Origin of the sequence: Streptomyces sp. NPDC060366 (assembly GCF_042725135.1) — a bacterium.
In the GTDB taxonomy this organism is placed as follows: Bacteria; Actinomycetota; Actinomycetes; order Streptomycetales; family Streptomycetaceae; genus Streptomyces.
The window spans coordinates 498,586-524,152 of sequence record NZ_JBHXDC010000003.1; the positions used below are offsets into that span (position 1 = coordinate 498,586).

Annotated in this window: 28 protein-coding genes; 17 read left to right on the plus strand and 11 right to left on the minus strand. The window is 70.6% G+C overall.

Annotated elements, in window-relative coordinates; genetic code table 11:
* The first annotated feature begins 154 nt into the window (after positions 1 to 154).
* The 3 genes from ACFWHU_RS11185 to ACFWHU_RS11195 all read left to right on the plus strand — a co-directional run bounded on the left by ACFWHU_RS11185 (position 155) and on the right by ACFWHU_RS11195 (position 3,136).
* Entirely contained in the window at positions 155 to 535 is a 381-nt protein-coding gene (locus tag ACFWHU_RS11185) for an ArsR/SmtB family transcription factor (RefSeq protein WP_387224674.1), read from the plus strand.
* Positions 535 to 807 carry a hypothetical protein gene (locus ACFWHU_RS11190; protein WP_385803709.1) on the plus strand — a complete coding sequence of 91 codons (273 nt, stop codon included), beginning with the start codon at positions 535 to 537 and terminating at the stop codon, positions 805 to 807. Before ACFWHU_RS11185 ends, ACFWHU_RS11190 begins: the two co-directional genes overlap by 1 nt.
* 130 nt (positions 808 to 937) lie before the next feature.
* Positions 938 to 3,136, plus strand: a complete 2,199-nt coding sequence (locus ACFWHU_RS11195; protein WP_387224675.1) for an MMPL family transporter — start codon at positions 938 to 940, stop codon at positions 3,134 to 3,136.
* Here the strand turns inward: ACFWHU_RS11195 and ACFWHU_RS11200 are convergent.
* Positions 3,131 to 3,709, minus strand: a complete 579-nt coding sequence (locus ACFWHU_RS11200; RefSeq protein WP_387224831.1) for a TetR/AcrR family transcriptional regulator — start codon at positions 3,707 to 3,709, stop codon at positions 3,131 to 3,133. The genes ACFWHU_RS11195 and ACFWHU_RS11200 overlap by 6 nt on opposite strands.
* Before the next feature lie 171 nt (positions 3,710 to 3,880).
* Between ACFWHU_RS11200 and ACFWHU_RS11205 the strand changes: the two genes are divergently transcribed.
* Both ACFWHU_RS11205 and ACFWHU_RS11210 read left to right on the plus strand, forming a co-directional pair.
* Positions 3,881 to 4,813, plus strand: coding sequence for a DMT family transporter (locus ACFWHU_RS11205; RefSeq protein WP_387224676.1), 933 nt, complete (start codon positions 3,881 to 3,883; stop codon positions 4,811 to 4,813).
* A 68-nt stretch (positions 4,814 to 4,881) separates the two neighbouring features.
* A complete protein-coding gene (locus ACFWHU_RS11210) occupies positions 4,882 to 5,310 on the plus strand; it encodes a RidA family protein (RefSeq protein WP_385803714.1) in 429 nt (142 codons plus the stop codon).
* A gap of 252 nt (positions 5,311 to 5,562) precedes the next feature.
* Here ACFWHU_RS11210 and ACFWHU_RS11215 read toward each other — a convergent pair whose 3' ends face one another.
* Positions 5,563 to 6,435: an RNA polymerase sigma factor SigF gene (locus ACFWHU_RS11215; RefSeq protein ID WP_385803715.1), complete on the minus strand. Its 873-nt coding sequence runs from the start codon at positions 6,433 to 6,435 to the stop codon at positions 5,563 to 5,565.
* 372 nt (positions 6,436 to 6,807) lie between these two features.
* Complete coding sequence (gene sodN, locus ACFWHU_RS11220) at positions 6,808 to 7,203, minus strand: superoxide dismutase, Ni (RefSeq protein WP_078075133.1); 396 nt, start codon at positions 7,201 to 7,203, stop codon at positions 6,808 to 6,810.
* Positions 7,204 to 7,353: 150 nt separating this feature from the next.
* Here sodN and sodX point away from each other — a divergent pair, with 150 nt between their 5' ends.
* On the plus strand, positions 7,354 to 7,773 hold the full coding sequence (sodX, locus tag ACFWHU_RS11225) for a nickel-type superoxide dismutase maturation protease (protein WP_385803717.1): 420 nt from the start codon (positions 7,354 to 7,356) through the stop codon (positions 7,771 to 7,773).
* Here the strand turns inward: sodX and ACFWHU_RS11230 are convergent.
* Positions 7,677 to 8,306 carry a CGNR zinc finger domain-containing protein gene (locus ACFWHU_RS11230; protein WP_387224677.1) on the minus strand — a complete coding sequence of 210 codons (630 nt, stop codon included), beginning with the start codon at positions 8,304 to 8,306 and terminating at the stop codon, positions 7,677 to 7,679. The genes sodX and ACFWHU_RS11230 overlap by 97 nt on opposite strands.
* A 191-nt stretch (positions 8,307 to 8,497) precedes the next feature.
* Between ACFWHU_RS11230 and ACFWHU_RS11235 the strand changes: the two genes are divergently transcribed.
* On the plus strand, positions 8,498 to 9,187 hold the full coding sequence (locus tag ACFWHU_RS11235) for a class I SAM-dependent methyltransferase (RefSeq protein WP_387224832.1): 690 nt from the start codon (positions 8,498 to 8,500) through the stop codon (positions 9,185 to 9,187).
* A gap of 59 nt (positions 9,188 to 9,246) precedes the next feature.
* Here ACFWHU_RS11235 and ACFWHU_RS11240 read toward each other — a convergent pair whose 3' ends face one another.
* The 3 genes from ACFWHU_RS11240 to ACFWHU_RS11250 are packed head-to-tail and all read right to left on the minus strand — an operon-like array spanning position 9,247 to position 11,971.
* Positions 9,247 to 10,038, minus strand: a complete 792-nt coding sequence (locus ACFWHU_RS11240) for an amino acid ABC transporter ATP-binding protein (protein WP_385803721.1) — start codon at positions 10,036 to 10,038, stop codon at positions 9,247 to 9,249.
* Positions 10,035 to 10,982, minus strand: coding sequence for an amino acid ABC transporter permease (locus tag ACFWHU_RS11245; RefSeq protein ID WP_387224678.1), 948 nt, complete (start codon positions 10,980 to 10,982; stop codon positions 10,035 to 10,037). The genes ACFWHU_RS11240 and ACFWHU_RS11245 overlap by 4 nt, the downstream gene beginning before the upstream one ends.
* A gap of 26 nt (positions 10,983 to 11,008) precedes the next feature.
* Positions 11,009 to 11,971, minus strand: a complete 963-nt coding sequence (locus tag ACFWHU_RS11250) for an ABC transporter substrate-binding protein (protein ID WP_385803725.1) — start codon at positions 11,969 to 11,971, stop codon at positions 11,009 to 11,011.
* Between the two features lie 525 nt (positions 11,972 to 12,496).
* On the opposite strand from ACFWHU_RS11250, the gene ACFWHU_RS11255 reads away from it, so the two are divergent.
* The 7 genes from ACFWHU_RS11255 to ACFWHU_RS11285 all read left to right on the plus strand — a co-directional run bounded on the left by ACFWHU_RS11255 (position 12,497) and on the right by ACFWHU_RS11285 (position 18,707).
* The gene (locus ACFWHU_RS11255) at positions 12,497 to 13,708 is read left to right on the plus strand and encodes an NADP-dependent malic enzyme (RefSeq protein WP_385803726.1); all 1,212 of its coding nucleotides are present in this window, start codon (positions 12,497 to 12,499) and stop codon (positions 13,706 to 13,708) included.
* Positions 13,709 to 14,381: 673 nt separating this feature from the next.
* A complete protein-coding gene (locus ACFWHU_RS11260; RefSeq protein WP_385803728.1) occupies positions 14,382 to 14,960 on the plus strand; it encodes a phosphoesterase in 579 nt (192 codons plus the stop codon).
* The gene (locus tag ACFWHU_RS11265) at positions 14,957 to 16,513 is read left to right on the plus strand and encodes an alkaline phosphatase D family protein (RefSeq protein ID WP_387224680.1); all 1,557 of its coding nucleotides are present in this window, start codon (positions 14,957 to 14,959) and stop codon (positions 16,511 to 16,513) included. Before ACFWHU_RS11260 ends, ACFWHU_RS11265 begins: the two co-directional genes overlap by 4 nt.
* 76 nt (positions 16,514 to 16,589) lie before the next feature.
* Complete coding sequence (locus tag ACFWHU_RS11270; RefSeq protein WP_385803732.1) at positions 16,590 to 17,552, plus strand: zinc-binding dehydrogenase; 963 nt, start codon at positions 16,590 to 16,592, stop codon at positions 17,550 to 17,552.
* A gap of 10 nt (positions 17,553 to 17,562) precedes the next feature.
* A complete protein-coding gene (locus ACFWHU_RS11275; protein ID WP_385803734.1) occupies positions 17,563 to 17,889 on the plus strand; it encodes a hypothetical protein in 327 nt (108 codons plus the stop codon).
* A gap of 54 nt (positions 17,890 to 17,943) precedes the next feature.
* Complete coding sequence (locus tag ACFWHU_RS11280; protein ID WP_069630502.1) at positions 17,944 to 18,153, plus strand: helix-turn-helix domain-containing protein; 210 nt, start codon at positions 17,944 to 17,946, stop codon at positions 18,151 to 18,153.
* Positions 18,153 to 18,707, plus strand: coding sequence for a Clp protease N-terminal domain-containing protein (locus ACFWHU_RS11285; protein ID WP_385803735.1), 555 nt, complete (start codon positions 18,153 to 18,155; stop codon positions 18,705 to 18,707). The genes ACFWHU_RS11280 and ACFWHU_RS11285 overlap by 1 nt, the downstream gene beginning before the upstream one ends.
* A gap of 167 nt (positions 18,708 to 18,874) precedes the next feature.
* Here the strand turns inward: ACFWHU_RS11285 and ACFWHU_RS11290 are convergent, their stop codons facing one another.
* The 4 genes from ACFWHU_RS11290 to ACFWHU_RS11305 form a co-directional block, all read right to left on the minus strand.
* Positions 18,875 to 19,180, minus strand: a complete 306-nt coding sequence (locus ACFWHU_RS11290; protein WP_387224681.1) for a hypothetical protein — start codon at positions 19,178 to 19,180, stop codon at positions 18,875 to 18,877.
* Positions 19,181 to 19,518: 338 nt separating this feature from the next.
* Positions 19,519 to 20,484, minus strand: coding sequence for a helix-turn-helix transcriptional regulator (locus tag ACFWHU_RS11295; RefSeq protein ID WP_385803739.1), 966 nt, complete (start codon positions 20,482 to 20,484; stop codon positions 19,519 to 19,521).
* A 1-nt stretch (position 20,485) separates the two neighbouring features.
* Positions 20,486 to 21,436 (minus strand): DUF4097 domain-containing protein, encoded by a 951-nt coding sequence (locus ACFWHU_RS11300; RefSeq protein ID WP_385803741.1) that lies wholly within the window; start codon positions 21,434 to 21,436, stop codon positions 20,486 to 20,488.
* A 112-nt stretch (positions 21,437 to 21,548) separates the two neighbouring features.
* Entirely contained in the window at positions 21,549 to 21,728 is a 180-nt protein-coding gene (locus ACFWHU_RS11305) for a DUF6104 family protein (RefSeq protein ID WP_153482227.1), read from the minus strand.
* Between the two features lie 101 nt (positions 21,729 to 21,829).
* Here ACFWHU_RS11305 and ACFWHU_RS11310 point away from each other — a divergent pair, with 101 nt between their 5' ends.
* The 3 genes from ACFWHU_RS11310 (at position 21,830) to ACFWHU_RS11320 (ending at position 25,566) form a co-directional block, all read left to right on the plus strand.
* Positions 21,830 to 22,264: a CU044_2847 family protein gene (locus ACFWHU_RS11310; RefSeq protein WP_387224683.1), complete on the plus strand. Its 435-nt coding sequence runs from the start codon at positions 21,830 to 21,832 to the stop codon at positions 22,262 to 22,264.
* Positions 22,265 to 22,388: 124 nt separating this feature from the next.
* Positions 22,389 to 24,416: a trypsin-like peptidase domain-containing protein gene (locus ACFWHU_RS11315; RefSeq protein WP_387224684.1), complete on the plus strand. Its 2,028-nt coding sequence runs from the start codon at positions 22,389 to 22,391 to the stop codon at positions 24,414 to 24,416.
* Positions 24,417 to 24,528: 112 nt separating this feature from the next.
* A complete protein-coding gene (locus ACFWHU_RS11320; protein ID WP_387224685.1) occupies positions 24,529 to 25,566 on the plus strand; it encodes an AAA family ATPase in 1,038 nt (345 codons plus the stop codon).
* Position 25,567: the final 1 nt, after the last annotated feature.

Genomic DNA, 25,567 nt, shown 5'->3' on the forward strand with positions numbered 1-25,567 from the left:
GGGCGGGGCCATGGCCGATGGCGGGGACGCCGTCGGCGGGCTCCGGCATTCCCACGGCTCGACGAAACCACTCACCGGGCACTCCTGTCGAAACAGGGGTTAGTAATCCGCGTAGGCACCTGCTAACTTTTCTTTGCATGTGCAGGAGGTCGCGATGAGCCCACCCGTGCCCACGGGCGACGAATTGGTGCGCGTACTGGCGACGCTGTCCAACCCCCACCGGCTGCGCGTCGTCGCGGCACTCGCCGGGGGACGCAACTACGTCAGCCGGCTGGCCAGGGAGCTGGACATCAGCAGGGCGTTGCTCCAGGTCCATCTCAAGAAGCTCGAAGCAGCGGGTCTGGTGACCTCGCGGCTGGAGCTCTCGGAGGACGGGAAAGCCATGAAGTTCTACGAGGTGAACGCGTTCGCGGTCGTTCTGACGCCGCAGGACATCGTCACCGCCGTGCAGACGCTGAGCAGTCAGAGCAGTCAGAGCAGTCAGAGCAGTCAGAGCAGTCAGAAGGACGAGAGAGACGAGAAGGGGGCCACCTGATGGACGACGAGCAGGCGTGGCAGGAAGTCATCGGAGCGACAGGTCTGTTCGCGATCCTGCTGATCGTGGTGACGCTGACCCTGTGGCACTTCACCGCGGGCCGCCGGGCCCGGGAGGTCAGGGCCGACGAGAACGAGTACCGGCAGCTCGCCGCCCAGGCGGTGGAGGGCCAGCAGCGTACGGAGAAGCAGCTCGCCGACCTCGGCCGGCAGCTCACCGATCTCCAGAGCCGCACCGGATCGCTGGAACGGATCCTCAAGGACGTCGAGTAGCCCGGCAATCGAGCAGAACACAACCCCGGGCCGTCGAGCGGCAACTCGACGACCCGGGCACAGAAGGCGCTCCATCTCGCCTCACGGCGAGCTCCACGGATACGACCCTCCGGATGAAGGAGAGCAGCTCATGCTGCGCCGAATCAAGTCAGAACGCGCCGGACTCGTCGAGTCCGTCGCCGGCTGGTCCGCCAGAAACCGTACGGCGGCCATCGCCGCGTGGTTGCTTCTGGTCGTGGTCGCCGTCCTGTCCAGCTCCCTGTTCCCCGGTGAAGAGGCCAGGGCCACCGACCCCGGTGAGGCGGGCCGGGGCCAGCGGATGGTCTCCGCGCAGGGCGCCGGTGACTCGATACGCGAGAACGTGATGATCCGGGCCGGCGTCGGCGCCGAGCCCGCGACCCGCCGCGCCGCCACGAAGGACCTGGTCGCGGCCCTGCGCGCGGTTCCCGACGCCGTACGGGACGTAGGGTCTCCGCTCGGCGCGCACGGTGGGCGCTGGGTGTCCGAGGACGGCACGGCCGACCTGGTGACCTTTGAGATCGCCGGTCCCGACGCAGAGTTCGACGCCCACCGGGAAGCCGCGGGCGCCGCCGTCGAGAAGGTGGCACGGCAGCACCCCGAGGCGCGCGTCGACCAGGCCGGCGACTCCAGCCTCGCGTCGGCGGTCGACGACGGCATCAAGAGCGACATGAAGCGCGCCGAGACCACCTCGCTGCCGCTCACCGTCGTGATCCTGCTCGTCGTCTTCGGCTCGCTGATCGCCGCCGGGATACCGCTGCTGCTGTCGGCGACCGCCGTCGCCGCCGCGTTCGGACTGCTGGAGACGCTCGGCCGGTGGGTGCCGTTCAACAGCGCCGCGTCCGCGATCGTGCTGCTCATCGGCATGGCCGTGGGCATCGACTACTCACTGTTCTATCTGCGCCGCATCCGCGAGGAGCGCGCGGCCGGGCGCCCTGTCCAGGAGGCGCTGCGGATCGCGTCGCGCACCTCGGGCCATGCGGTCGTGGTGTCCGGTCTGACGGTCATGGTGTGCATGACCGGCCTGCTGTTCACGGGCGTCGACGTGTTCAAGGGGCTCACGCTCGGGACCGTCCTGGTGGTCGGTCTGGCGGTGCTCGGATCGGTGACGGCGCTGCCCGCGCTGGTGGCGGCGCTGGGCGACCGCGTCGACCTGGGCAGGATCCCGTGGCTGGGACGGCGGCGTACGCAGGCGGGCCGCTCCCGCCTCTGGACGGCCGTGGCGGGCCGCGTCGTACGCCGTCCGCTGCTCACCGGCGGCGTCGCGGCGGTCCTCCTCGCGGCCATGGCCCTGCCGGCGCTCGGGTTGCACCTCCAGGACGCCACCCAGATCCAGAGCCTGCCGCGCGGCGTCTCGGCGGCGGCCGACGCGGGCGCCCGGATGCAGCAGGTGTTCCCCGGTGTGACCACGCCCGCGCGCGTGGTGGTGTCGGCCGCCGGCCCGGAGGTACGGGCGGCGGCCGAGCGGCTGCACGAGCAGGCCGCGCGGAGCGACGGGGCGCTGCGCGAGCCGATCACGATGGTGCCGGTCGGTGAAGCGCTGGTGGTACGGGTGCCGTTGGCGGGGGCCGGTACGGATCCGGAGTCGATGCGGGCCCTGGAATTCCTGCGGGAGCGGGCGCTGCCCGCGACCGTGGGTGCCGTGGAGGGCGCGGAGCGGGTGGAGGTCGCGGTCGCGGGCCGGACCGCAATGCCGTACGACTTCACCCGGCAGGTGAACGCGCGGACGCCGCTGGTCTTCGCCTTCGTACTCGTCCTGGCCTTCGTCCTGCTGGTCGTCGCCTTCCGCTCGCTCGCCCTGCCGCTGGTGTCGATCGCACTGAACCTGCTGTCGATCGGGGCGGCGTACGGGGTGCTCGTCGCGGTCTTCCAGGGCGGCCTGCTGGAATCGGTGCTCGGCTTCAACGCCTATGGGGGAGTGGTGAGTTGGCTGCCGCTGTTCATGTTCATCATTCTCTTCGGGCTGAGCATGGACTACCACATCTTCATCCTCAGCCGGATCCGCGAGCGGTGGACCGGCTCACCGGGCGGCCGAGACGCCTCGCGCGAGGCGATCGTCGGCGGTATCGCCGCGAGCGCGGGTGTCGTGACCAGCGCCGCCGTCATCATGGTCGGCGTCTTCTCGGTCTTCACGACGCTGTCCTCGATCGAGTACAAGATGCTCGGCACGGGGATGGCGGTGGCGATCCTCATCGACGCGACGGTCGTACGGGGCGTGTTGCTGCCGGCGGCGCTCGCGCTGCTGGGGGACCGGGCCTGGACGATGCCGGGGCGGTGGGGGCGGACGCGGGAGTTCAGCCGGCCGTCATGAGTACGGCGCGAGTACGGCGCGGGCCTGTTCGCGGGCTAGCCCGACGGCGTCGGGGAAGATGCCGAGGCCGTGAGCGACGAGCGCGCCCTCGTGAAGGAGCATGAGCGTACGGGCGAGGCGGTCGGCCGCCTCGGACCCGGTGGCCTCGCGCGGCGCCGTGACCTCCCGGGCGAGTGCGGTGAACAGCCCCAGCATCCACGCCTTCTGGCCGGTGATGACCGCGTACGCGGGATGCTCGGGATCGTCGATCTCCGCATGGGCGTTGACCATGCTGCATCCGCGCGAGCCGTTCTCGGCCACCCAGTCCCGCGAGGCCGCGAAGACCGCGAGGACATGCTCGGCGGGTGAGGGGGGAGCGGTGGCCAGCCGCTCGTCCAGGAAGGCGCGCCAGCGCTCGTCACGGCCGGCCAGATACTCGACGACGATCTGCTCCTTCGAGCCGAACCGGTCGTAGAGCGTCTTCTTGGTGACCCCGGCCTCGGCGGCGATGAGGTCGACGCCGACGGCGTGGATGCCGCGTTCGTAGAAGAGGCGGGACGCCGCGTCCAGGGCGCGGCGCGCGCCGGGGGTCAGGACGATCCGGCGGGGCGGCGCGGACTCCTGCGCGCGCTTCGCCGGCTTCGGCTGCTCGGGGGTGCTGCTCGTGCTCCGGCTCATGGGGAAAAGTATACCGCTCTGTATAGTGGTCGAGGTGAGTAAACAGATCAGTATACCTGTCTCCTCGCCCAAGGGCGGTGTCCTGCCATGAACCTCCTCCTCGCCGTCGCGTTCGTCGTCTGCTGGAGCTCCGGCTTCATCGGCGCGAAGCTCGGCGCCGGCAGCGCCGACGCCGTCACGATCCTGATGTGGCGCTTCCTGCCCCTGGCGCTGGTCCTGGGGGTGGTCGCCGTCACCCGCGCCCGCGCCGCCTGGCGCGGGCTGAGTGCGCGCGACGTGCTGCGGCAGTGCGTGATCGGCGCGCTGTCCCAGAGCGGCTACCTCCTCACCGTCTACTACGCGATCCAACTGGGCGTCTCCAGCGGCACCACCGCCCTGATCGACGGGACACAGCCGCTCGTCGCGGGCGCGCTGGCCGGACCGCTGCTGCGGCAGCACGTCTCCGCGCGCCAGTGGCTGGGCCTGTGCCTCGGCGTGACAGGCGTTCTCGTCGTGACGTCGGCGGACGCGGCGGCCGCGGAGGGCGTCGAGCCGTGGGCCTACGCGGTGCCGTTCCTCGGCATGCTGTCGCTGGTGGCCGCCACATTCCTGGAGAGCCGCTCCCGCACGGCGGTCGCCCCCTCCGTGGCGATGACGATCCACTGCGGTACGAGCGCCGTCGTCTTCACCGTCCTCGCCGCCGCGGCGGGCGCCGCGGTGCCCCCCGCCGAGACGTCCTTCTGGGTGGCCGTCGGCTGGCTGGTGGTCCTGGCGACGTTCGGCGGATACGGCCTCTACTGGCTGGTCCTGCGCCGCTCCGGGGTGATGCGGGTGAACACCCTGATGTTCCTCATGGCGCCGGTCACGGCGGTCTGGGGCGCGCTCATGTTCGGCGAACCCTTCGGCCCGAGCACGGCCGTCGGCCTCGCCGTCGCGCTGCTCGCGGTGGTGGTCGTACGAGGCGGGACGACCCGCCCGGCGGCCGGCGGAAATTCCGGTGACGTGCCGGCCCCTCGCGCCGACAATGGCACGCGGGTGTGACCGCGCGCTTTCTCCGCGCCGGTGCCCCCACCGGCCCGCAGACCCGTCAACCGGCAAGGAGCGACCGCATGGTGCGGCGCACGACCGTCCCCAGCCTCTTCCCGCCGCCCGGCTACGCGCACGCGGCGGTCGTCGAGACAGACAGGCGCCTGGCCTTCATGGCGGGATCCGTACCGCTCGACAAGGACGGCACACTCGTCGGACCGGGCGACTTCGCCGCCCAGACCGAACAGGTCCTCGCGAACCTTCGGACCGCGCTGCGCGCCGTCGGCAGCGATCTCGGCCGGGTGGTGACCACCGACGTGTACGTGGTGTCGTCCGACCCGGCGGACCTCAGCCGGGTCTGGGACGTCGTCCACGCCTCGGGCCTCACCACGGGGCCGCACACCTCCACACTGCTCGGAGTCGCGTGCCTCGGCTACACCGGCCAACTGGTGGAGATCACGGCGGTGGCCGAGGTCGCCGAACCGGCCGGGACGACGGACCCGGCGGAGTAGGACCCACCGCACCCGTCGCGGCCGGACGGGTTCGGTCGAGCCCGTCCGGCGACCTCGTCCGTCTTCGCCGTGCACCGCCGGGAACCGTGAGGCCGCGCCGGCAGTGACAGGGACAAGGACGTCGACGCCGCCGGTTCCGGGGGCGCGGACGGCGGCGTCGACGTGTTGGCCGTCCCCGTGGCCGACACCCTGCTGTGCGGTGCCGACGGGGCGGACAGTCTGTGCGGTCCTGAGCGGCTCGGGGTGGCTCGCTCAGCCGTCGGTGAGCATGCCGTCCCGGAGCTTGGACAGGGTCCGGGACAGGATTCGGGAGATCTGCATCTGCGAGACCCCGAAGCGCTCGCCGATCTGGGACTGGGTCAGTTCCTGCCCGTAGCGCAGCTCAAGGATCTGACGTTCCCGCTCGTCCAGCGTGCTCAGCAGCGGCGCGAGGCTGTGGAAATCCTCGACCAGTTCCATGGCGGGGTCGCACGCGCCGACGAAGTCGGCGACGGACGCACCGCTCCTGCCGGAGCCACCCGTGCCGGAGTCGGCGGGCAGGTCGAGCGAGTCGGAGTTGTAGCCGTTGGCGGCGATCAGCCCTTCGACGATCTCCTCCTCGCTCAGCTCCAGATGCTCGGCCAACTCCCGTACCGTCGGCTCCCGGTCGAGCCTGACGGCGAGCTGGTCCTTGGCCCGCGCGAGCTGTATCCGCAACTCCTGGAGCCGACGCGGCACATGCACGGCCCAACTGGTGTCACGGAAGAACCGCTTGATCTCACCGACGATGTACGGCACGGCGAACGAGGTGAACTCCACCTCGCGCGACAGCTCGAACCGGTCGATGGCCTTGATCAGACCGATCGTCCCGACCTGGACGATGTCCTCCAGCTGGTCGTCCCGGTTACGGAACCGCTGGGCGGCGAACCTGACCAGCGACAGGTTCATCTCGATCAGTGTGTTGCGCGCGTACTGGTACTCGTGCGTGCCCTCTTCGAGGACCTGGAGCTGCTGGAAGAACACCTTCGACAACTCACGCGCGTCCCTCGGCGCGACCTGACCCGCGTCCTCGATCCACGGAAGCTCCCCGACCCGTGGCCCCGACAGGGGTTCGGCGGTTCTCGTGAACTGGGTGGACATGGACATGATGTTGATCCCCTCCCGGATCGGCGAACGGGGGGCTCGCCGACGCGACGTGTGCCCTGCCCTTCCCCGCCCATGCGCGCTCCGCGCACATTTTCTCCCCACCCGTCGTCGCCCCGGACGGTCGGACGAGGTGACCGGCCGCATCAGTTACTTCATGTACGACGTCATGGGTGGGTCCGTCGAGACATCTGACGTGGCGGAGACGGGCCGAATCCCGGACGGCCCGTCCGAGGCGGACGACGGGTACCCCACCCCGCACAAGAAGACCGCACCCGATCCGTCATCGACGCCACTCTCGGCGTCTGCGGACCGGGTGCGGACCTGTGAGCGTGATGACCGGCGAGATCGCAGGTCAGGCTGCCCAGCCATGGATCAGGCCTTCTTGGTCTCCCAGAAGATCTTGTCGATCTGGGCGATGTAGTCCAGGGCCTTCTGACCCGTCGCCGGGTCCGTCGAGCCCTTCGCGGCCGACAGCGCCTTCAGGGCGTCGTTGACCAGCTGGTGCAGCTCCGGGTACTTCTCGAAGTGCGGGGGCTTGAAGTAGTCGCTCCACAGCACCGAGACGTGGTGCTTGGCGAGTTCGGCGCGCTGCTCCTTGATGACCGTGGCACGGGCCTGGAAGTGCGCGTCGTCGTTGCCCGCCATCTTTTCCTGGACGGCCTTGACCGACTCGGCTTCGATGCGGGCCTGGGCGGGGTCGTACACGCCGCAGGGGAGGTCGCAGTGTGCGCTGACCTTCACCTTGGGTGCAAACAGGCGGGAAAGCATGGAGCTGTCCTTCCTCGTGATCGTCTTCTCAGGTGGGACATTACTCCGTGAGAAGCCGGATTTCGCGAGTGCCCCCTAGGGCTTAGGACAAAAGTCCGGGGTCGGATCGGGACCGGCGGCGGAACGTACCGTGGGACCGGGAGGTGCCGGATGACGGAGCACGGGCGCGAGCCGAGAGCGCTGTTGGGGATCGCGGAGGTGTCGGGACCGTCCATGTATCCCACCCTCAAACAGGGCGATCAACTGCTGGTGCACTACCACGCACCGGTGAAGGCCGGGGACATCGCCGTACTGAAACACCCGCTCCAGCAGGATCTGCTCATCGTGAAGCGGCTGGTCGAGCGACGCGACGGCGGATGGTGGGTGCTCGGGGACAATCCGGGCGCCGAGGGGGACAGCCGGGTGTTCGGGACCGTCCCCGGCGAACTGCTGCTCGGCCGGGTGCGGGCCCGCTACCGGCCGCGCGCCGAGGATCAGCGGTCCGTGGCCGGGGCGCTCGCGTGGGCCTTCTGCGCGCTGCGGCCCGTGCTGTCCGACCGCTCCGTCTCCAGGCGTTTGCGGGCCCGGTAGGCGGCGACGTTGGCGCGGGTCGCGCACCGGTCCGAGCAGTAGCGGCGCGAGCGGTTGGTCGAGGTGTCGAGGTAGGCGTTGCGGCAGGGCGCGGCCTGGCACAGACCGAGCCGGTCCACCCCGTACTCCGTCAGATGGAACGCCAGGCCCATCGCGGCGATGGCCGCGAACCCGGAGGTCGCGTTCGACGAGTGCTCGGCCAGATGCATGTGCCAGCGCGGACGTCCCTCGTCGTCGAGGAAGTCGTGGCCCGAGATCTGCGGGCTGACGGGGAACTCCAGCAGCAGCGAATTGAGCAGGTCGACGGCGTGCGTCGCCTCGTCCCCGTCGGCCGCCGCGAAGATCGCGCGCAGCCGTCCCCGTACCGAACGGAAGCGGGTGACGTCCGCATCGGTGGCACGGCGCGACGCCTGGGTGGACTCACCGAAGAGGGCGCGGACGGCTTCGACCGAGGTCAGGGTGTCCGTGCCGCGGGCCGGTTCCTCGGTGTTGACCAGGCGTACGGCGTAGTCCGAGTAAGAGGCCAGTTCCACTTGTAGTCCTTACGGCAGCGGTCTAGGGTCGGCGTAATAGCTGTTCTTGCCTACAGGGTATTACGGAGCGGAGGGTTTCGATGGTGGACACGGGGAGGGACGCGGTGACTGCCGTGAGCGGGGCACCCACGCCGGAGCGGGTCCGCTGGCGGGCCTGGCAGGACAGCTGGGACCGCCAGCAGGAGTGGTACATGCCCGACCGCGAGGAGCGCTTCCGGGTGATGCTCGACATGGTCGAGGCCCTGGTGGGACCCGAACCGAGGGTGCTCGACCTCGCGTGCGGCACGGGCAGCATCACCGACCGGCTGTTCCACCGGTTCCCGGCGGCCACCAGCACCGGCGTCGACCTCGACCCCGCGCTGCTCGCCATCGCCGGCGGCTACTTCGCCGACGACACGCGCCTGACCCTGGTGCGGGCGGACCTCAAGGACCCCGACTGGACGGCGAAGCTGCCGTACGAGTCGTACGACGCCGTCCTCACCGCCACCGCGCTGCACTGGCTGCACAGCGAACCGCTGGCCGTGCTGTACGGGCAGATCGCCGGGCTCGTCAGGCCGGGCGGCGTCTTCATGAACGCCGACCACATGACGGACGGCGGCACGCCCCGTATCAACGCCGCCGAACGCGCCCACCGGCACCGGGAGATGGACCGCGCCAAGGCGGAGGGCGCCGTCGACTGGGCCGACTGGTGGGACCTCGCCGCCAAGGACCCGGTGCTCGCGGGGCCGACCGCCGAGCGGTTCGCGATCTACGGCGAGCACGCGGACGGCGACACGCCCTCCGTCGCGTGGCACGCGAAGACGCTGACCGACGCGGGCTTCGGCGAGGCGCGCCCGGTCTGGTCCTCGCCGTCGGACTCGCTGATGCTCGCCCTGAAGTGAGCGGCACGGACGAGGGGTGTCACGGACCAGTTGGTCCGTGACACCCCTCGTCCTCGCGTCTACAGGACCTTCGACAGGAACGACTTCGTCCGCTCGTGCTGCGGATTCGTCAGGACCTCGCGCGGATGGCCCGACTCCACGACCACACCGTCGTCCATGAACACCAGCGCGTCGCCCACCTCGCGGGCGAAGCCCATCTCGTGCGTCACGACGACCATCGTCATGCCGTCCTCGGCGAGATCGCGCATCACGTCCAGCACATCGCCCACCAGCTCCGGGTCGAGCGCCGACGTCGGCTCGTCGAAGAGCATCAGCTTCGGCTCCATCGCCAGCGCGCGGGCGATCGCCACCCGCTGCTGCTGGCCGCCGGAGAGCTGGGACGGATAGCCGTCGGCCTTGTCCGCGAGCCCCACCCGGTCCAGCAGCTTCTTGGCCCGCTCCCTGGCGACGGCCTTCGGCACACGGCGCACCTGCATCGGTGCCTCCATGATGTTCTCGATGGCCGTCATGTGCGGGAAGAGGTTGAAGCGCTGGAAGACCATGCCGATGTCCCGGCGCTTCAGGGCCACTTCGGAGTCGCGCAGCTCGTACAGCTTGTCGCCCTTCTGGCGGTAGCCGACCAGCTCACCGTCGACGTACAGCCGCCCGGCGTTGACCTGCTCCAGATGGTTGATGCACCGCAGGAAGGTCGACTTGCCGGACCCGGAGGGCCCGATCAGACAGAAGACCTCGCGCGGCGCGACCTCCAGGTCGATGCCCTTGAGGACGTGCGCGGCGCCGAACGACTTGTGTACGGCCTCGGCCTTCACCATCGCGGTCGCGCCGTTCGTCGTCTTCGCGATGGCGGTCATGCGGTGCCTCCGTTCGGGCGGCCCAGGGAGAGCAGATTGGCCCTGATCTTCTGCAACGGGGTCTGCGGCAGGGTGCGCAGCGAGCCACGCGCGTAGTGCCGCTCCAGGTAGTACTGACCGATGCTCAGGACCGAGGTCATGAGCAGATACCAGGCGGCGGCGAGGAACAGCATCTCGACCGGGGCGCCGGACGTCTGCCCGATGTCCTGCGCGTATCTCAGCAACTCGTAGAACTGTACGGTCGCCACCAGCGACGTCGTCTTCAGCATGTTGATGACTTCGTTGCCGGTCGGCGGCACGATCACCCGCATCGCCTGCGGGATCACGATGCGGCGCAGCGTCCTGCTGTGGCTCATGCCCAGCGCGTGCGACGCCTCCGTCTGCCCCTCGTCGACCGAGAGCAGACCGGCGCGGCAGATCTCCGCCATGTACGCGGCCTCGTTGAGGCCGAGGCCGAGCAGCGCCGTCAGGAACGGCGTCATGAAGCTGGCCCAGTAGTCCTTGTAGATCGGCCCGAGGTTGATGTACTCGAAGACCAGACCCAGGTTGAACCAGACCATGAGCTGGACGAGGACCGGCGTACCGCGGAAGAACCAGATGTACGACCACGCGATGGACGACATCACCGGGTTCTTCGACAGCCGCATCACCGCGAGGACGATGCCGCCGATCACGCCGATGGCCATCGACAGGACGGTGAGGATCATCGTCTGGCCGACACCCTTGAGGATGCGGTCGTCGAAGAAGTAGTCCGGTACGGCGCCCCAGTTGATCTTTCCCTGGGAGAACGCGTAGATGATCGTCGCGAGCAGCGCGAGAGCGACGACCGCGCTCACGTACCGCCCGTAGTGCCGGACCGGGATGGCCTTGATGGCCTCCGGTCCGGCGTGTCCCGCCGGTGGCGCGTCGGACGGGCCGTCCGACTTGGAGATGTCAACAGACACGGTGCTGCCTTTCGGGGCCGGGCGGATCAGGTGCCGGCGTTGATCGTGGCTTCCTTGACCGCGCCGGCGTCGACGCCCCACTTCGCGATGATCTTGTCGTACTCGCCGTTCTTGATGATCGCGTCGAGCGCGGCCTGGAGCGCCTTGCTCAGCTCGTCGTTGCCCTTGGCGACCGCGATGCCGTACGGGGCGGCCTCGATCTGCTCACCGACGAGCTGGAAGTCGTTGCCGCCGCCCGAGGTCTTCACCGCGTACGCCGCGACCGGGAAGTCCGACGAACCGGCGTCGGCGCCACCGGCGCGCAGCCGGGTCTGGGCGAGCTGGTCGTTGTCGAACGCCTGGATCCCGATGGCCTTCTTGCCGCCGTCCGTACACTTCGTCGACTCGGCCTTGGCCAGGTCGTGCGAGACGGTGCCGCGCTGGACGACCATCTTCTTGCCGCACAGGTCCGACCAGCTCGCGATGCCCTTGTCGTCGCCCTTCTTGGTGTAGATCGAGACACCGGCGGTGAAGTAGTCGACGAAGTCGACACCCTCGCCGACCTTCTTGCCCGTCTCGGAGTCCACGCCGTCCTGGCGGGCCTTGGTGTCGGTCATCGCCGACATGGCTATGTCGTAGCGCTTGGAACGCAGACCCGTGAGCAGCGTGTCGAAGGTGCCGTTCTCGAACTCGAACTTCACACCGAGCTGCTTGCCGAGCGCGTCGGCGATGTCGGGGTCGATACCGATCGTCTTGCCGGCGTCGTCCTTGAACTCCACCGGCGGATACGCGATGTCGGAGCCCACCTTGATGACGCCCTTGTCCGCGATCGCCTTCGGCAGCTGGTCGGCGAGCGGGGCACTCTTGGAGGTCGCGGGGGAGTCCTTCTTCCCGCTGTCTGTCTGGTCGCCGCAAGCGGTCAGCAGGAGTGACCCGGCGACCGCGATCGCGCCGACCGCGGCGATCCGGGACTTCCCGGCGGTGGTACGACTGGTGAAGCTGGCGGTCATGATGAGGATCCTCCGGCGGACGAGGGACTTACCACGCGGTGGGCACGCGCCATCGAGTGTCGCGACCGTGTGTGATTGATTAGGGCATCTTGCCATTCGGACTGGTCCGATCAGGGGGCCCGTCATGTCAAAATCGGATAACGGGTGACCCCCGTGTCCCAGCGGACCGGCACATCAAGACCGGACCATCTGCGGGAATGCCTTCTTCCGGCCGGACGATCTCCGCCCCGTTCCGTCTCTTCGGACGGTTTCGTGTCGTGCGGCGTAAGTGTCCCGAAACTCCGCTATGAGTCATGTCACCGCTTGTAGAAGGAGACGTGGACGTCCGGCCCGTCCGGTATGAAGGACAGCTACACCCCTCATCCGGGGCTCAGGGCGCGTGTGCGGCGCGCCCGCGCGTACGCACATCCTCCTGTTCGGCGTTCCAACCGCCGATAACAGGTCTCGTACGCGGTGCCCGCCCACCCCTCCGTAACCCAGGAGTGGACACCCTCAACTGATGAAGAGACTTAAGGGGTCAAAAACATGGCAGCGGAGATCGTGAATCCTCGTAGTGAGAGCGACAGCGAAGGCGCGACCGACGAGCCCTTCGATCCGGCGTTCGCGCTCCACCGCGGCGGGAAGATGGCCATCCAGGCCACCGTGCCCATCCGGGACAAGGACGACCTGTCACTCGCCTACACGCCCGGTGTCGCCAAGGTGTGCACGGCGATCGCCGAGAACCCGGAGCTGGTCCACGACTACACCTGGAAGTCGCAGGTCGTCGCCGTCGTGACGGACGGGACCGCGGTCCTCGGCCTCGGGGACATCGGACCGGAGGCGTCGCTCCCCGTGATGGAGGGCAAGGCGATCCTGTTCAAGCAGTTCGGCGGCGTCGACGCGGTGCCGCTGGCGCTGGCCACCACCGACACCGACGAGATCATCGACACCGTCGTGCGGCTCGCACCGTCCTTCGGCGGGGTCAACCTGGAGGACATCTCGGCGCCCCGCTGCTTCGAGATCGAGCGCAGGCTCCAGGAGCGTCTCGACATCCCCGTCTTCCACGACGACCAGCACGGAACGGCCGTCGTCACGCTCGCAGCCCTGCGCAACGCGGCGAAGCTCACCGGGCGCACGCTCGGGGACCTGCGCGCCGTCATCTCCGGGGCGGGCGCGGCGGGCGTCGCCATCGCCAAGTTCCTGCTGGAGGCGGGGATCGGCGACGTGGCGGTCGCCGACCGCAAGGGCATCGTCAGCCCCGACCGCGACGACCTGACCGACGTCAAGCGCGAACTGGCAGGCCTCACGAACCGCGCGGGGCTCTCCGGCTCGCTGGAGGCCGCGCTCTCGGGCGCGGACGTCTTCATCGGCGTCTCGGGCGGTACGGTTCCGGAGCCGGCGATCGCGTCGATGGCGGCGGAGTCGTTCGTCTTCGCCATGGCCAACCCGAACCCGGAGGTCCACCCGGACATCGCGCACCAGTACGCGGCGGTGGTGGCGACGGGGCGCAGCGACTACCCGAACCAGATCAACAACGTGCTGGCGTTCCCGGGGATCTTCGCGGGCGCGCTCCAGGTGCGGGCGTCGCGGATCACGGAGGGCATGAAGATCGCGGCGGCCCTCGCGTTGGCCGACGTGGTCGGTGACGAGCTGTCGGCGGACTACGTGATCCCGTCGCCGTTCGACGAGCGGGTGGCCCCGGCGGTGACGTCGGCGGTCGCGGCGGCGGCGCGGGCGGAGGGGGTTGCGCGGCGCTAGGCCTTGTGTGCGGGGTCGCCTTCCCCGGCGGGGGGCGGCCCTGCGGGCCGGGGCTTCGTTGACCGGTTCGCCCGGTGGTCGGGTTTGGCCTCAATCGCCGGCCGGGCTTATTTGGTGCGGGTTTGTTTGACCGGTGCCGCCCGGTGGTCGGGTTTGGCCTCAATCGCCGGCCGGGCTTGGCTGGTGCGGGCCGGGGGCCGTGGGCCGCTCCGGGGTCATGGCCGGACGGCGTGATTTACGGCGCGTGCGAGGCTCGTTGGTCTCAGGGGAACCGGGTCGTCCACGCGCCACAAATCAGCCTGAGTGTCCGGCCACGACCCCTGCGCGTCCCCCTTCCAGCCCGCGGGAGGGGGACGTTTTGGTTTGGGCGGGTGTCGTGACGGTGTGAGGGGGGCGGGGGCGCAGGAGGGGTGTGTTCGGACACTTGGGCTGATTTGTGGTGCGTGAACAAGGTGGGTCGTCGGGTCCAACGAGCGTTGCACGCGCCGTAAATCACGCCGTCCGGACATACCCGTCCGGAGGCCCCGAACCCCGACCGGCACCCGACAACCGCAACCCGGACACCGAACCACCCCGCCGGAGGCGACCCGGCAAGCGCCACCCAACCGACCCCCGCCATTCACCCCCGCCTGGTGAGATCCTCGCGCCAACCATCCTCAGACAGGAGGCGCTTGTGAATCTGCTTGTCAACGGTGACGCCGAGAAGGGGTCAGGGGGAACCGCCGAGCCCGTCGGGCAGGTCGTCGGCTGGGTCGTGCGGCAGGGGGCGCCCGCGATCATCGGGTACGACCTCGGCGACGGCTACCCCACGCCCGCCGACCCCGGCCCCGGCGCGGCCGGCCGGCGGTTCTTCTCCGGCGGGAACAGCGGCGTGACCAGCCTGGTACAGGAAGTGCCCATACCCGCCACCGGTCCGGCAGGACACCGCGCCGTCGACGCCGGCCGCGTCCGGTACGTGCTGAGCGGCTGGCTCGGCGGATACGCCGCGCAGGAGGACGGCGTCAGGCTCTCCGTCGAGTTCCGGGACCGCGCCGGAACCCCGCTCGCCCTCTCCGTGCTCGGCCCCGTCACCGCCGAGGAACGCGGCCGCGCCACCGCCCTGTTGGAGCGCAGCGCCGAGGCCGCCGTGCCGCCGGGCGCCAGGACCGCCCGCGTACAGCTCTCCTTCACCCGTAGCGGCACCGGCACGTCGAACGACGGCTACGCCGACGAGATCTCACTGCGCCTCACGGCCTCGGGAAGGCACTCGTGACCCTCAACAGACGTGATCTGCTCAAGGCGGCCGGCGCCGCGGGCGCGCTCAACGTGGTCTGGCCCCTGAGCGTCGGGCTCTCGCCCGCGCAGGCCCGCGAGGCCGCGGAGGCGCTCGGATCGGCGTACGACGAGGCGCCGTTCACGCTCGGCGTCGGATCCGGCGACCCCCAGCCCACCAGCGTCGTGCTCTGGACGCGGCTCGCGCCCGAGCCCTTCGCCGAGCCGGGCGAGCAGCCGCTCGACGAGGTGGTCGACGTCCGCTGGGTCGTCGCCGAGGACCGCGCCCTGCGCCGCGTCGTCGCGCGCGGCACCGTCCCCGCGTCCGCGACCCTCGCGCACAGCGTGCACGTGCCGGTCGGCGGCCTGCGTCCGGGCCGTACGTACTGGTACGCCTTCACCGCGCTCGGCAGGACCAGCCGCCTCGGCCGGACCCGTACCGCACCCGCGGGCCATGTCCGCTCCGCCAGGTTCGCCACCGCCAACTGCCAGAACTACCCGCAGGGCCACTACGCCGCGCTGCGCGGGATAGCCCGCGAGGACCTGGACTTCGTCGTCCACCTCGGCGACTACATATACGAGCACGGCCCCGAGGGCAGCGACATCCGCGACCACAACGGTCCGGCGATCCACACACTGCACGACTACCGGATGCGCCACGCCCTCTACAAGGGCGACCCGTCGCTGCGGGCCGCGCACGCCGCGCACCCGTGGTTCCTGACGTGGGACGACCACGAGGTGGTGAACGACTACAGCGGTACGGGCGGCGGCGCCCCCTTCATGCGGCGCCGGGCCGCGGCGTACCAGGCGTGGTACGAGCACCTGCCGCACCGGGGTGCCGGGGACTCCGTCCTGCCGGACATCGACATCCACCGGGTGCGCCGCTGGGGCGACCTGCTGGAGCTGGCCGTACTCGACCTGCGGCAGTACCGCTCCGCGCAGAACCTCGCCGACGGCACCATCCTGGGCGCCGACCAGAAGGCCTGGCTGAAGAAGACCGTCGACCGCGCGCCCGACAGCTGGCACATCTGGGCCAACTCGATCATGCTCAGCCAGCTCCGGGGCCGCCCCGGCGGCGGCTTCATGTTCACCGACCAGTGGGACGGCTTCCTCGGCGAGCGCAAGGAGGTGCTGGAGCATGTGCGTACCAGCGGCCTCGAAGACCTCGTGGTGCTCACCGGCGACTGGCACTCCGCGTTCGTCGACGACGTCCGGCCGGACTACGACGACACCGAATCGCCCGTCGTGGGAACGGAGTTCACCGCGCACTCGGTGAGCTCCAGCGCGTACGACGCGCAGTGGAACGCCACGAACGGTCCGCTGATGGGCGCCGCCAACCCGCACCTCCAGTACTTCGAGGGGAACCGGTACGGCTACGACGTGTACGAGGTCACGCCGGAACGATTCAGCACCCATATGCGGGTCATCGACGACCGCCGCGACCCGGCATCCGCCGTCTCGACCCTGACCACGTTCCATGTGGACCGGGGCACGGCGGGCGCGTACGAGGACCCGGCGACGAAGTCGTCGCCCGCGCAGTACCGCAGGGACTGAGACCGAGCGGGGGCGGGACTCGCCTCACACGCCGGTGAGGTTCCGTGCGTCCCGCCTCCGCTCTAGGGTCAAGGTCATGTTCGCCGCCTACGCAGCCCGTATCGACAGTGACCAGCCCCTCAACGGCCTTGAGTTGGGCGAACGCCCGGCTCCCGGGCCGCGCCCCGGCTGGTCGACCGTGACCGTCAAGGCCGCCTCACTCAACCATCACGACCTCTGGACCCTGCGCGGGGTCGGCTTCAAGGAGGAACAGCTGCCGATGATCCTCGGCTGCGACGCCGCCGGGATCGACGAGAACGGCGACGAGGTCGTCATCCACTCCGTCATCGGCCAGAGCGGCCACGGGGTCGGGCCCCGCGAGCCCCGCTCGCTCCTCACCGAGAGGTACCAGGGCACCTTCGCCGAGCAGGTCTCCGTACCGACCTGGAACCTGCTGCCCAAGCCCGCCGGGCTGACCTTCGAGCAGGCCGCCTGTCTGCCGACCTCCTGGCTCACCGCGTACCGGATGCTGTTCACCAACGCCGGTGTACGGCCCGGGGATTCCGTCCTCGTCCAGGGCGCGGGCGGTGGCGTCGCCACCGCGGCGATCGTCCTCGGGAAGGCGGCCGGGCTGCGTGTGTACGCCACCAGCCGCGACGAGGCGAAGCGCAAGCGCGCGGTCGAACTGGGCGCCGCCGACGCCTTCGAGCCCGGCGCGCGGCTGCCGCACCGCGTGGACGCGGTCATCGAGACGGTCGGCGCCGCGACCTGGTCCCACTCGATCAAGTCCCTGCGGCCCGGCGGCACGCTGGTGATCTCCGGCGCGACCAGCGGCGACCGCCCCGCGCACGCCGAACTCACCCGGATCTTCTTCCTGGAGCTGAAGGTCGTCGGCTCGACGATGGGCACGAAGGACGAACTGGAGGACCTGCTGTCCTTCTGCACGACGACGGGCATCCGCCCGGTGATCGACGACGTCCTGCCGCTGGACCGGGCCCGCGAGGGGTTCGAACGGATGGCCGCGGGCGATCTGTTCGGCAAGATCGTGCTGACCGGCTGAGGGAGCCTTCGTGGACACGCTGCTGCCGCCGCTGGTGATCGTCGGCTGCCTCGCGGTGGTCATGGCCTTCTTCGGCCGGCTCGCGTCGCTCGTCAAGCGGCGGGGCAGCGCGGGGGCGGGCATCACCGCGGCCATGGCCTCGTACGACGAGGCGTTCCGGGCGACAGCGCACGAGGCGCACTACGAGATCCAGGCGCAGGCCGAGCGGCGGATACCGCTGCCCGCGCCGGACGATCCGCACGTGGCGGGCGGCTCGGGTCCGTACGGCAGGCGGCCCACCCCACCGCGTCGGCGCCGCTCCGTACTGCGGCGTTGGGCGCGGCGGCTGCGGGGCTGACGGGGCTTGTCAATTTTGGTTGACATGGGATGGGTGTCAACGTAGATTGACGGCATGACCGATGCAACGGATCTCGCCGAGCGGGCGGGCGACCGCGACCCACGGGTCGGGCTGAGGGCGGTCGCCGCGCTGCGGCGACTGCTCGAACAGCTCGAAGCCGTCCAGGTACGCAGCGCCCGGAACCAGGGCTGGTCGTGGCAGGAGATCGCGGCCCAGCTCGGTGTCAGCAGGCAGGCGGTACACAAGAAGTACGGGAGGCAGTGATGTTCGAACGCTTCACGAAGGGCGCGCGCGCCGTGGTGACGGGCGCCGTCGCCCAGGCCGAACGCACGGCGTCGCCCGAGGTCACCGACGAGCACATGCTGCTCGCGCTGCTCGACTCGCAGGGGACGCGATCGGCGTTCGCCTTCACCTCGCTCGGCATCCTGGACCGGCGCGACTCGGTGGAGGCCGGGCTGGCGGACGCGCGCCGGCGGGGCGGGATGTCGCACGCCGACACGGCGGCGCTCGCCGAGATCGGGATCGACGTCGAGCAGATCGTCTCGAAGGTCGAGGGGGCGCACGGCGAGGGCGCGATGGGGGCGGGCGGGAAGCCCCCGAAGCGGGGCTGGACGTCCCACAAGAAGTTCACGCCCGCCGCGAAGAAGACGCTGGAGCAGTCCCTGCGGGTCGCGTTGGGCCGCGGCGACAAGGAGATCACCGACGGCCACATCCTGCTGGCGCTGACGGCCAGGCCGGGCGTGGTGTCGGACGTACTCGCGGATCACGGGGGGACGTACGGGGCGGTGGAGCGGGCGCTGTTCGGAGACCCGCGGTAGCGGTTGTCGGTCGGGGTTCGGGGTCTCCGGACGGGTATGTCCGGACGGCGTGATTTACGGCGCGTGCAGGGTTCGTTGGACCCGATGACCCGGCATTCTCACGCGCCACAAATCAGCCTGAGTGTCCGAACACACCCCTCCTGCGACCCCGCCCCCCTCACGCCGCCTCAGCGCCAGTCGCCCGTCACCCAGGCCACCAGGCGGGGGCGGGGCGTGGCGTCGCACGGCACGATCGAGGTGGTGTCGAAGACCTCGACGGTGGCGACCTGCTTGGCCGACCTGGCCGTCGCCCGGAGGTCGCCGAGCACGTCGCCGGGCTCGTTGATCGTCTCGTCGCTCTCGATCGCGGTCAGCGGTTCGGGCGAGTAGCAGCCGACGTTGACCAGCGGCTGTCCGAGGTACCAGCCGCCGACGAAGACGGCGTACAGGACGGCGGTGGCGCCCAGACGGCGCGAGGTTATCCAGGTGGGCACGCGCGAAGTCTTCCACGACCCGCGCGGGGAAGGGGGACGCGCAGGGGTCGTGGCCGGACACCCAGGCTGATTTGTGGCGCGTGGACAGCCCGGTTCCCCTGAGACCAACGAGCCTCGCACGCGCCGTAAATCACGCCGTCCGGGCATGACCCCGGAGCGGCCCACGGCCACCACCGCGACCACCAAGCCCGTCCGGCGATTGAGGACAACCCAACCACCGGGCGGACCCGGTCAACCGATCCCCGCACCGCGCAACAACTAAGCCCGTCCGGCGATTGAGGACGGAACCGGTCACCACCGGGACCCGGGTGATACCGGCCAGGGCAGGCCCGTACCCGTTACGCCGGAGGCTTCCGCAGCAGCTCCCCGATGCGCGCCGCCGCCGTCGACAAGTGGTCGCGCGCCTCCGACAGTTGGGTCTCCGTCACACCGTGGTCCCGCGCCGCGTCGCGGACGTCGTCGCGGAAGCGGTCCAGCAGGCGGTCCAGGTCGCGCGCCGGGTCGCCCGTCGGCGGGGTGTCCTGCGCCCACGCGGGGTCAGGGTCCGGCGCGTCCGGTTTGGCGTACGGGGGCCACGCCGTGCCCTTCGCCAGGCCGCCGAGCTGCGTCGAGAGTTCGGACAGGCCCTCCCGTACCCCCGTCGGCCAGTCGCCGCGCGAGAAGTGGCCCTGTACCTGGTCCTGGACCTGCTTGGCGATGCGCAGCATCTCCTCACGCGCCGTCTCCTGCGCCTCCTTGGCCTGGCGCCGCGCCTGCTGCGCGTCCTCACGCGCCCGGCGTGACTCGTCCTTCGCCCGGCGCGCCTGCTCCTTCCACTCCTGCTTCGCGCGGCGCAGCTCCTCCTTCGCCGCGCGCCAGGACTCGCCGTCCCCGGGCGTGTGCTCCCAGTCGCCGGTCCCGCCGGCCGCGGTGCCGGCCGACGCGGACGCCGCCGCCGCGCGCATCTCGTTGCGGAGCTGGCCCGCCGCGCCCCGTACGTCGTCGCGGATCTCCGCGGCGAGTTCGGAGACGGACTCGCGGATCTCCAGCTCCAGATCGGCCAGTTCACCGCTGCGGCCCGCCAACTCCTCGCGGCCCGCCTCGGTGATCGAGTAGACCTTGCGGCCCCCCTCGGTGGCGTGCGTGACCAGGCCCTCCGCCTCCAGCTTGGACAGCCGCGGGTAGACGGTGCCGGCCGAGGGCGCGTACAGGCCCTGGAAGCGCTCCTCCAGCAGCCGGATCACCTCGTAGCCGTGGCGCGGCGCCTCGTCGAGCAGCTTGAGCAGGTAGAGGCGGAGGCGACCGTGGGCGAAGACCGGGGCCATGTCAGAGCTCCTTCTTGTCGGCCGGCGTCGCGTCGTCGGCGACGACGTCCAGGGGGGCGGCGCCCACGGGCGCGGTACCGGCGGACGCGGTCGCCGGGTGGCCCGCGCCGTACGGATCCTCCGCCGGTGGCCGCCGCAGCAGGGCGATCGAGCCGGACACCGTCATCGCCTTGAGCCGCCCCGTACCCGCCCCGAGCGTGCCGGTGATCTTCTTCGCGCCCCACTGCCCGCCCACCCGCAGATCGTCGAAGGCGTTGGAGACCGAACCGCTCGCCGTGTTCGCCTCGACCTTCGCGTCCGCCGGGTGCGGCAGTCGGATGGCCACCTCGCCGGAAATCGTGTTGATCTTGATGTCGGTGGGTTTGCCCGCGGGTTCCAGGTCGATGACCATGGCGCCGCTGACGGTGTCCGCCCGTACCGAGGACCCGCCGCAGTCCACGACGGTCAGATCGCCCGATACGGAGTTGAAGCGCAGGTCGCCGGTGACGGCCTGGGCCTCCACGTTGCCGGCGACGGTCTCCGCGCTGACCCGGCCGGCCAGGCCGACGAGCGTGGTGTCACCGTTCACGCCGCGTACCTCCGTACGCCCCTTGATCCCGGAGATCACGGCGCCGGCCCCGACGACGCCGACCTCGACGCTCGCTCCCGCCGGGACCGCGAGGGAGACGACGGCGCTGCGCCGGTGGCCCTTGCGGTCGAGCCACTTGAGGAAGTTCTGCCAGGGCAGGTCCTCGTAGGCGATGGTGAGCGTGGTGCCCGTGCGGGTCACGATCAGGGGCGGGCCCTGGATCTCGGAGATCTCCAGGCGTGCGCCGCCCTGTTCGGCCAGGACCCTCTCGTCGGTGCCGACGACGTTCACCGTGCCGTTCACGACGCGTACGCTGACCGCCGTCACCGGGTCGTCGAAGGTGAGCTTCTTCGGCTCGCTGACTTCCCACGTCGACTCTGCCATGGTGCTGACTCCCTGTGGCCGGCCACGACGCAACATATCGCGTCCCTTGGGGAACACGATATATCGTGGATTGGGGAAGTCAAGACCTATCGCGATGCTCGGCCGGTGCTCGTCATTCGTCGTCCTCGTCGTCGAGGCGTGCCAGCCACGTGGCCAGGCGCTCCACCGGAACCTCGAAGTCCGGGTTGAGATCGACGAACGCGCGCAGCTGCTCGGCCAGCCACTCGAAGGTGACCTCCTCCTCGCCGCGCCGCTTCTCCAGCTCCTCGATCCCGCGATCCGTGAAGTACATACGAACAGCGTAACTACCTGGTGGGGAGGGGAGGTATCGCGGAGCGGGCCGCGGATCGCGGCCCCGCGCGCGGTGAGTGACCGAGTGGGGGAGGGGTGGCGTTGGACCACGACGTACAGGAGGTGGTCCTGCCCGGTGGGCAGGTCATTCTCGCGAGGGTCAGTGTGCTGCGGCCGGACGAGTCGGCGTTCGTCGACGTCGGGGCCGCCGACCGGATCCGTTCGGGCGTCACCCGTGTCAACGAGGTGATCGCCGCGGTCGGCGCCACCGTGATGGACGCCGCTCGGGCGGCGGGCCCGAGCGAGGTCAGCGCGACGTTCGGCATCGAGCTGGCGATGAAGCCCGGCAAGGGGGTGGCCGCCGTCCTGGCCGACGGGGAGGCCAAGGCGTCCATCTCCGTCACCCTCACCTGGCAGCCCGGCCGCGAGCGGGTGGAGCCCCCGGAAGACCCGCCCGCCACGCCCGCCCCACCGGCCTCGCCGCCCCCCGCCTCGCCGGGACCCGAACCACTCCCCACTTCGGGATCATCCGGTTAGCCTCGTCCCACATGCCTCAACTTCGGGGGAACGGGGTGCGGATGTACGACGCTCAGGTCTGCGGATCACTCGGCGGAGGGACGCGCGCCGTTCCAACGCCCTCGTACACCCCGCGTGTTGACGCATGAGCTCCCTCGAAGACCCCGTGAGCCGGGGAGTCGTCCGCATCGGCCCCCCCGCCGCCGGGTATGACGGGGGCAGTGCCGGATTCTGGGGCAGTGGTTTCTTCGTCGCCCCCGAATGGGTCGTGACCTGCGCGCATGTCGTGGACAAGAGGGTGGGTGCGATGGAACGGGAGCCAGGAGGCGGTGTCACCGTCACCACCTGCGACGACGAGCGGCTTGAGGGCGAGATCGCCCATGTCGTCACCGGTCACGACCTCGCTCTCGTCAAGGTGCCCGGCGCGGACTTCGCCGACTGCCTCTGGCTCAGCGACCGTTCGGCGCCCACACCCGCCGAGGTCGAGCTGTACGGCTGGGCGCAGACCTCGGGGGCGTACGGACCCGAGGAGTTCCTCTCCACGAAGGCGATGGCCACCGGAGGGCGCCGAGGAAACGCGATGTGGCTCCAGAACGGCCTGGTCCTGCGCGGCTGTTCGGGCGGGCCCGTCGTCGACACCCGGTACGGATCGGTCATCGGCGTCATCAAGAGCCAGGGCCAGGGCGACGCCACCGTAGGCCGCGCCGAGTCCGTCACCGGGCTGCGCGCCCTGTGCGACCAGGGCGCCGAAGCCCTGTGGGCGGAGGTCGTCGCCGCCCACGACCGGCACCATCTGCGGCGTTTCGAGGGATCCGGCGACTGCTGGCCGCGCCTGCACACCCGGCTCGCGGTGCAGCAGGGCCGGCCGCACAGCTTCAACCCGCGCTCACGCACCCAGCTGTACGGGCTGTTCGCCGACGTCGAACCGCCGTCGGGCCCCGGCCAGGTGCTGCACCTGGTCAACGGCACCAGCCGCCGCCTGCTGCGCAGCCCCCAGCGCATCGAGTCCAACGACCCGCGCAACTGGCGCGAGGGCTCCGGCCTCCTCTACGACCCACGCGAGCGCACCGAAGCGGCCCTGGCCGACCGGGATCTCGAACAGGAAGCCGTCGTCCTGTACGCGGCGATGGTCTACGGCGCCCAGCGCGCGCCCCGCGACACCCCGGGGGCCAAGAAGCTCCGCGAATGGGTCGAGACGGCCGCCAACGCCCTGGAGACCGACGTGATCCGCGAGGAGAGCCTGGCGCTCCTGGCGGGCGGCGACCGCGACGACGGCACGGGCGACGGCGCGGGATCGGGCCCCGGAGACGCGGCCCACGACGACGTACTCGTCGTCATCGAGCCCGAGGTCTACGGCACCCACCCCTGGCGCGTGCAGCTGCTGGACTCCGACGGCGGCACCACCACCGTCCGGCACGACGAGGAGGGCGTCCCGCGCACCGGTCTGGAGGCCGCCGTACGCCAGGGACTGAGCGAGGCCCTGGCCCGCGCCGACGCCGGGCAGTACCTCGCCGCCGTCGACTTCCTGCTGCCCCGCGCCCTCTTCGACGAGCCCGTCGACGAATGGCGCCCCCGGCTGCCGCGCGGCGACGAACCGCCCAGCGTGCACACCCTCCCGATCGGACGGCGCCGGGTCGTCGCCCTGCGCGACCAGTCACGCCGGCGCGACGGAGTGACCCCGGAGTGGAACCGCGCCAGACGCGCCACAGACCACGGCCCCCTGGAAGCCGTACCGCTCTGTCTGGACGTGCCGGACTGGGGACACGCCGCCGCCGCGCCCGAGGGCGAGGAAGCGGCGTACGCGCGGCTGTCGGTGAGCACGCCGGGCGTCGCGGGCGTCCCTCTGCCCGTGTACTGCGCGAGTACGGCCACGGGGCGCGGCTCACGCGTCCTCACCCGCGCCTTCCACGCCGGCCACGTCGCCGTGCTGTGCCGCCGCACCGGCGAGGAAGGGCACGACGACTGCGCCGAATTCCACCGCAGGGCAGCCCAGTTGGTGCGCGAGGCCCCCACCGGGAACGAGCTGCGCGAGCGCGTACGGCTGCTGCGCAACGTCAGCGCCGACCCCGACCGCGACGATCGGGACACAGCCTGGGCACGGCACATCGTCCTCATCTACGATCCACCCCACAGGCCGGCTCCCGACGAACCTCTGCACTTCCCGCCCCTATGACAGACACATGCCCCCAAGCCACCTGCTGCGGACGGGGTACGGACGTCCAGGCGGGGTACGGACGTCCAGGATGCCGGGCGCACGCCGGGCTGACAGCGATGAGGAGCCCACAGTGAGCGACTGGCGCATCTACCGGGGAGCGGGACTGCCGCACGACGGTGCGCGGCAATTACCCGACCCGCCTCCCTGGCGCGAATTCACCGCGCGAAGCCCCGACGGTGCCGACGCCGAGCAGGACGGGCCCGCGGACAGCGAAGAGGTGGACAACGCCCGCCGGCTGGGCGTCAAACGCCGCCTCGTGGAGTCGTTCCACCCGCGCCCCGAAGAGGTCGAGGCCGTCAACGCCGCGCTCCAGCTGCGCCGTCCGCTGCTCGTCACCGGCACCCCCGGCACCGGCAAGTCGACACTCGCGCACGCCGTCGCCCACGAACTGCGGCTCGGCCGGGTGCTGCGCTGGCCCATCGTCAGCCGTACCACCCTCCAGGACGGCCTCTACCACTACGACGCCATCGGCAGGCTCCAGGACGTACAGCTCGACCGGGCGGTGTCCGGCGACGCCGTGCGCCAGCCGCCGATCGGCTCGTACATCAGGCTCGGTCCGCTCGGTACGGCGCTGCTGCCGTCGCCCGACGGGCTCCCCAGGGTGCTGCTCATCGACGAGTTCGACAAGAGCGACATCGACCTGCCGAACGACCTCCTGAACGTCCTGGAGGAGGGCGAGTTCACCATCCGTGAGCTGGAGCGGCGCGCCGAACGGGAGCCCGCGACCGACGTCCTCACCGACGACGGCACACCGGTGACCGTGGTGGGCGGCCGGGTGCGGTGCACCGCGTTCCCGTTCATCATTCTCACCTCCAACGGAGAACGGGACTTTCCCGCCGCCCTGTTGCGCCGCTGCATCCAGCTCGACCTCAAACCGCCCGGCGAGAAACAACTCGCCGCGATGGTCGCCGCGCACCTGGGCGAGGAGGCCCTGGAGGAGGGCGCCGAGCTGATCGAGCGGTTCCTCCAGCGCGAACCCGGCGAGGTCGTCGCCACCGACCAGCTGCTGAACGCGCTGTACGTGACCCAGCGCGCCGCCGCCGCCGAACAGATCACCCGCAACAGGCTCGCCGAGATGCTGCTCCGCCCTCTCGACCGTCCGAGGTGAC

What these genes read in the sequence shown, in the direction of transcription:
- ACFWHU_RS11205 (WP_387224676.1), top strand. Translation starts at nt 3,881, where the DNA reads ATGAACCTCCTCCTCGCCGTCGCGTTCGTCGTCTGCTGGAGCTCCGGC.
- ACFWHU_RS11270 (WP_385803732.1), top strand. Translation starts at nt 16,590, where the DNA reads ATGTTCGCCGCCTACGCAGCCCGTATCGACAGTGACCAGCCCCTCAAC.
- ACFWHU_RS11185 (WP_387224674.1), top strand. Translation starts at nt 155, where the DNA reads ATGAGCCCACCCGTGCCCACGGGCGACGAATTGGTGCGCGTACTGGCG.
- ACFWHU_RS11305 (WP_153482227.1), bottom strand. Translation starts at nt 21,728, where the DNA reads ATGTACTTCACGGATCGCGGGATCGAGGAGCTGGAGAAGCGGCGCGGC.
- sodX (WP_385803717.1), top strand. Translation starts at nt 7,354, where the DNA reads ATGACGGAGCACGGGCGCGAGCCGAGAGCGCTGTTGGGGATCGCGGAG.
- ACFWHU_RS11235 (WP_387224832.1), top strand. Translation starts at nt 8,498, where the DNA reads ATGCCCGACCGCGAGGAGCGCTTCCGGGTGATGCTCGACATGGTCGAG.
- ACFWHU_RS11315 (WP_387224684.1), top strand. Translation starts at nt 22,389, where the DNA reads ATGAGCTCCCTCGAAGACCCCGTGAGCCGGGGAGTCGTCCGCATCGGC.
- ACFWHU_RS11295 (WP_385803739.1), bottom strand. Translation starts at nt 20,484, where the DNA reads ATGGCCCCGGTCTTCGCCCACGGTCGCCTCCGCCTCTACCTGCTCAAG.
- ACFWHU_RS11255 (WP_385803726.1), top strand. Translation starts at nt 12,497, where the DNA reads ATGGCAGCGGAGATCGTGAATCCTCGTAGTGAGAGCGACAGCGAAGGC.
- ACFWHU_RS11195 (WP_387224675.1), top strand. Translation starts at nt 938, where the DNA reads ATGCTGCGCCGAATCAAGTCAGAACGCGCCGGACTCGTCGAGTCCGTC.
- sodN (WP_078075133.1), bottom strand. Translation starts at nt 7,203, where the DNA reads ATGCTTTCCCGCCTGTTTGCACCCAAGGTGAAGGTCAGCGCACACTGC.
- ACFWHU_RS11285 (WP_385803735.1), top strand. Translation starts at nt 18,153, where the DNA reads ATGTTCGAACGCTTCACGAAGGGCGCGCGCGCCGTGGTGACGGGCGCC.
- ACFWHU_RS11280 (WP_069630502.1), top strand. Translation starts at nt 17,944, where the DNA reads ATGACCGATGCAACGGATCTCGCCGAGCGGGCGGGCGACCGCGACCCA.
- ACFWHU_RS11250 (WP_385803725.1), bottom strand. Translation starts at nt 11,971, where the DNA reads ATGACCGCCAGCTTCACCAGTCGTACCACCGCCGGGAAGTCCCGGATC.
- ACFWHU_RS11240 (WP_385803721.1), bottom strand. Translation starts at nt 10,038, where the DNA reads ATGACCGCCATCGCGAAGACGACGAACGGCGCGACCGCGATGGTGAAG.
- ACFWHU_RS11300 (WP_385803741.1), bottom strand. Translation starts at nt 21,436, where the DNA reads ATGGCAGAGTCGACGTGGGAAGTCAGCGAGCCGAAGAAGCTCACCTTC.
- ACFWHU_RS11190 (WP_385803709.1), top strand. Translation starts at nt 535, where the DNA reads ATGGACGACGAGCAGGCGTGGCAGGAAGTCATCGGAGCGACAGGTCTG.
- ACFWHU_RS11210 (WP_385803714.1), top strand. Translation starts at nt 4,882, where the DNA reads ATGGTGCGGCGCACGACCGTCCCCAGCCTCTTCCCGCCGCCCGGCTAC.
- ACFWHU_RS11215 (WP_385803715.1), bottom strand. Translation starts at nt 6,435, where the DNA reads ATGTCCATGTCCACCCAGTTCACGAGAACCGCCGAACCCCTGTCGGGG.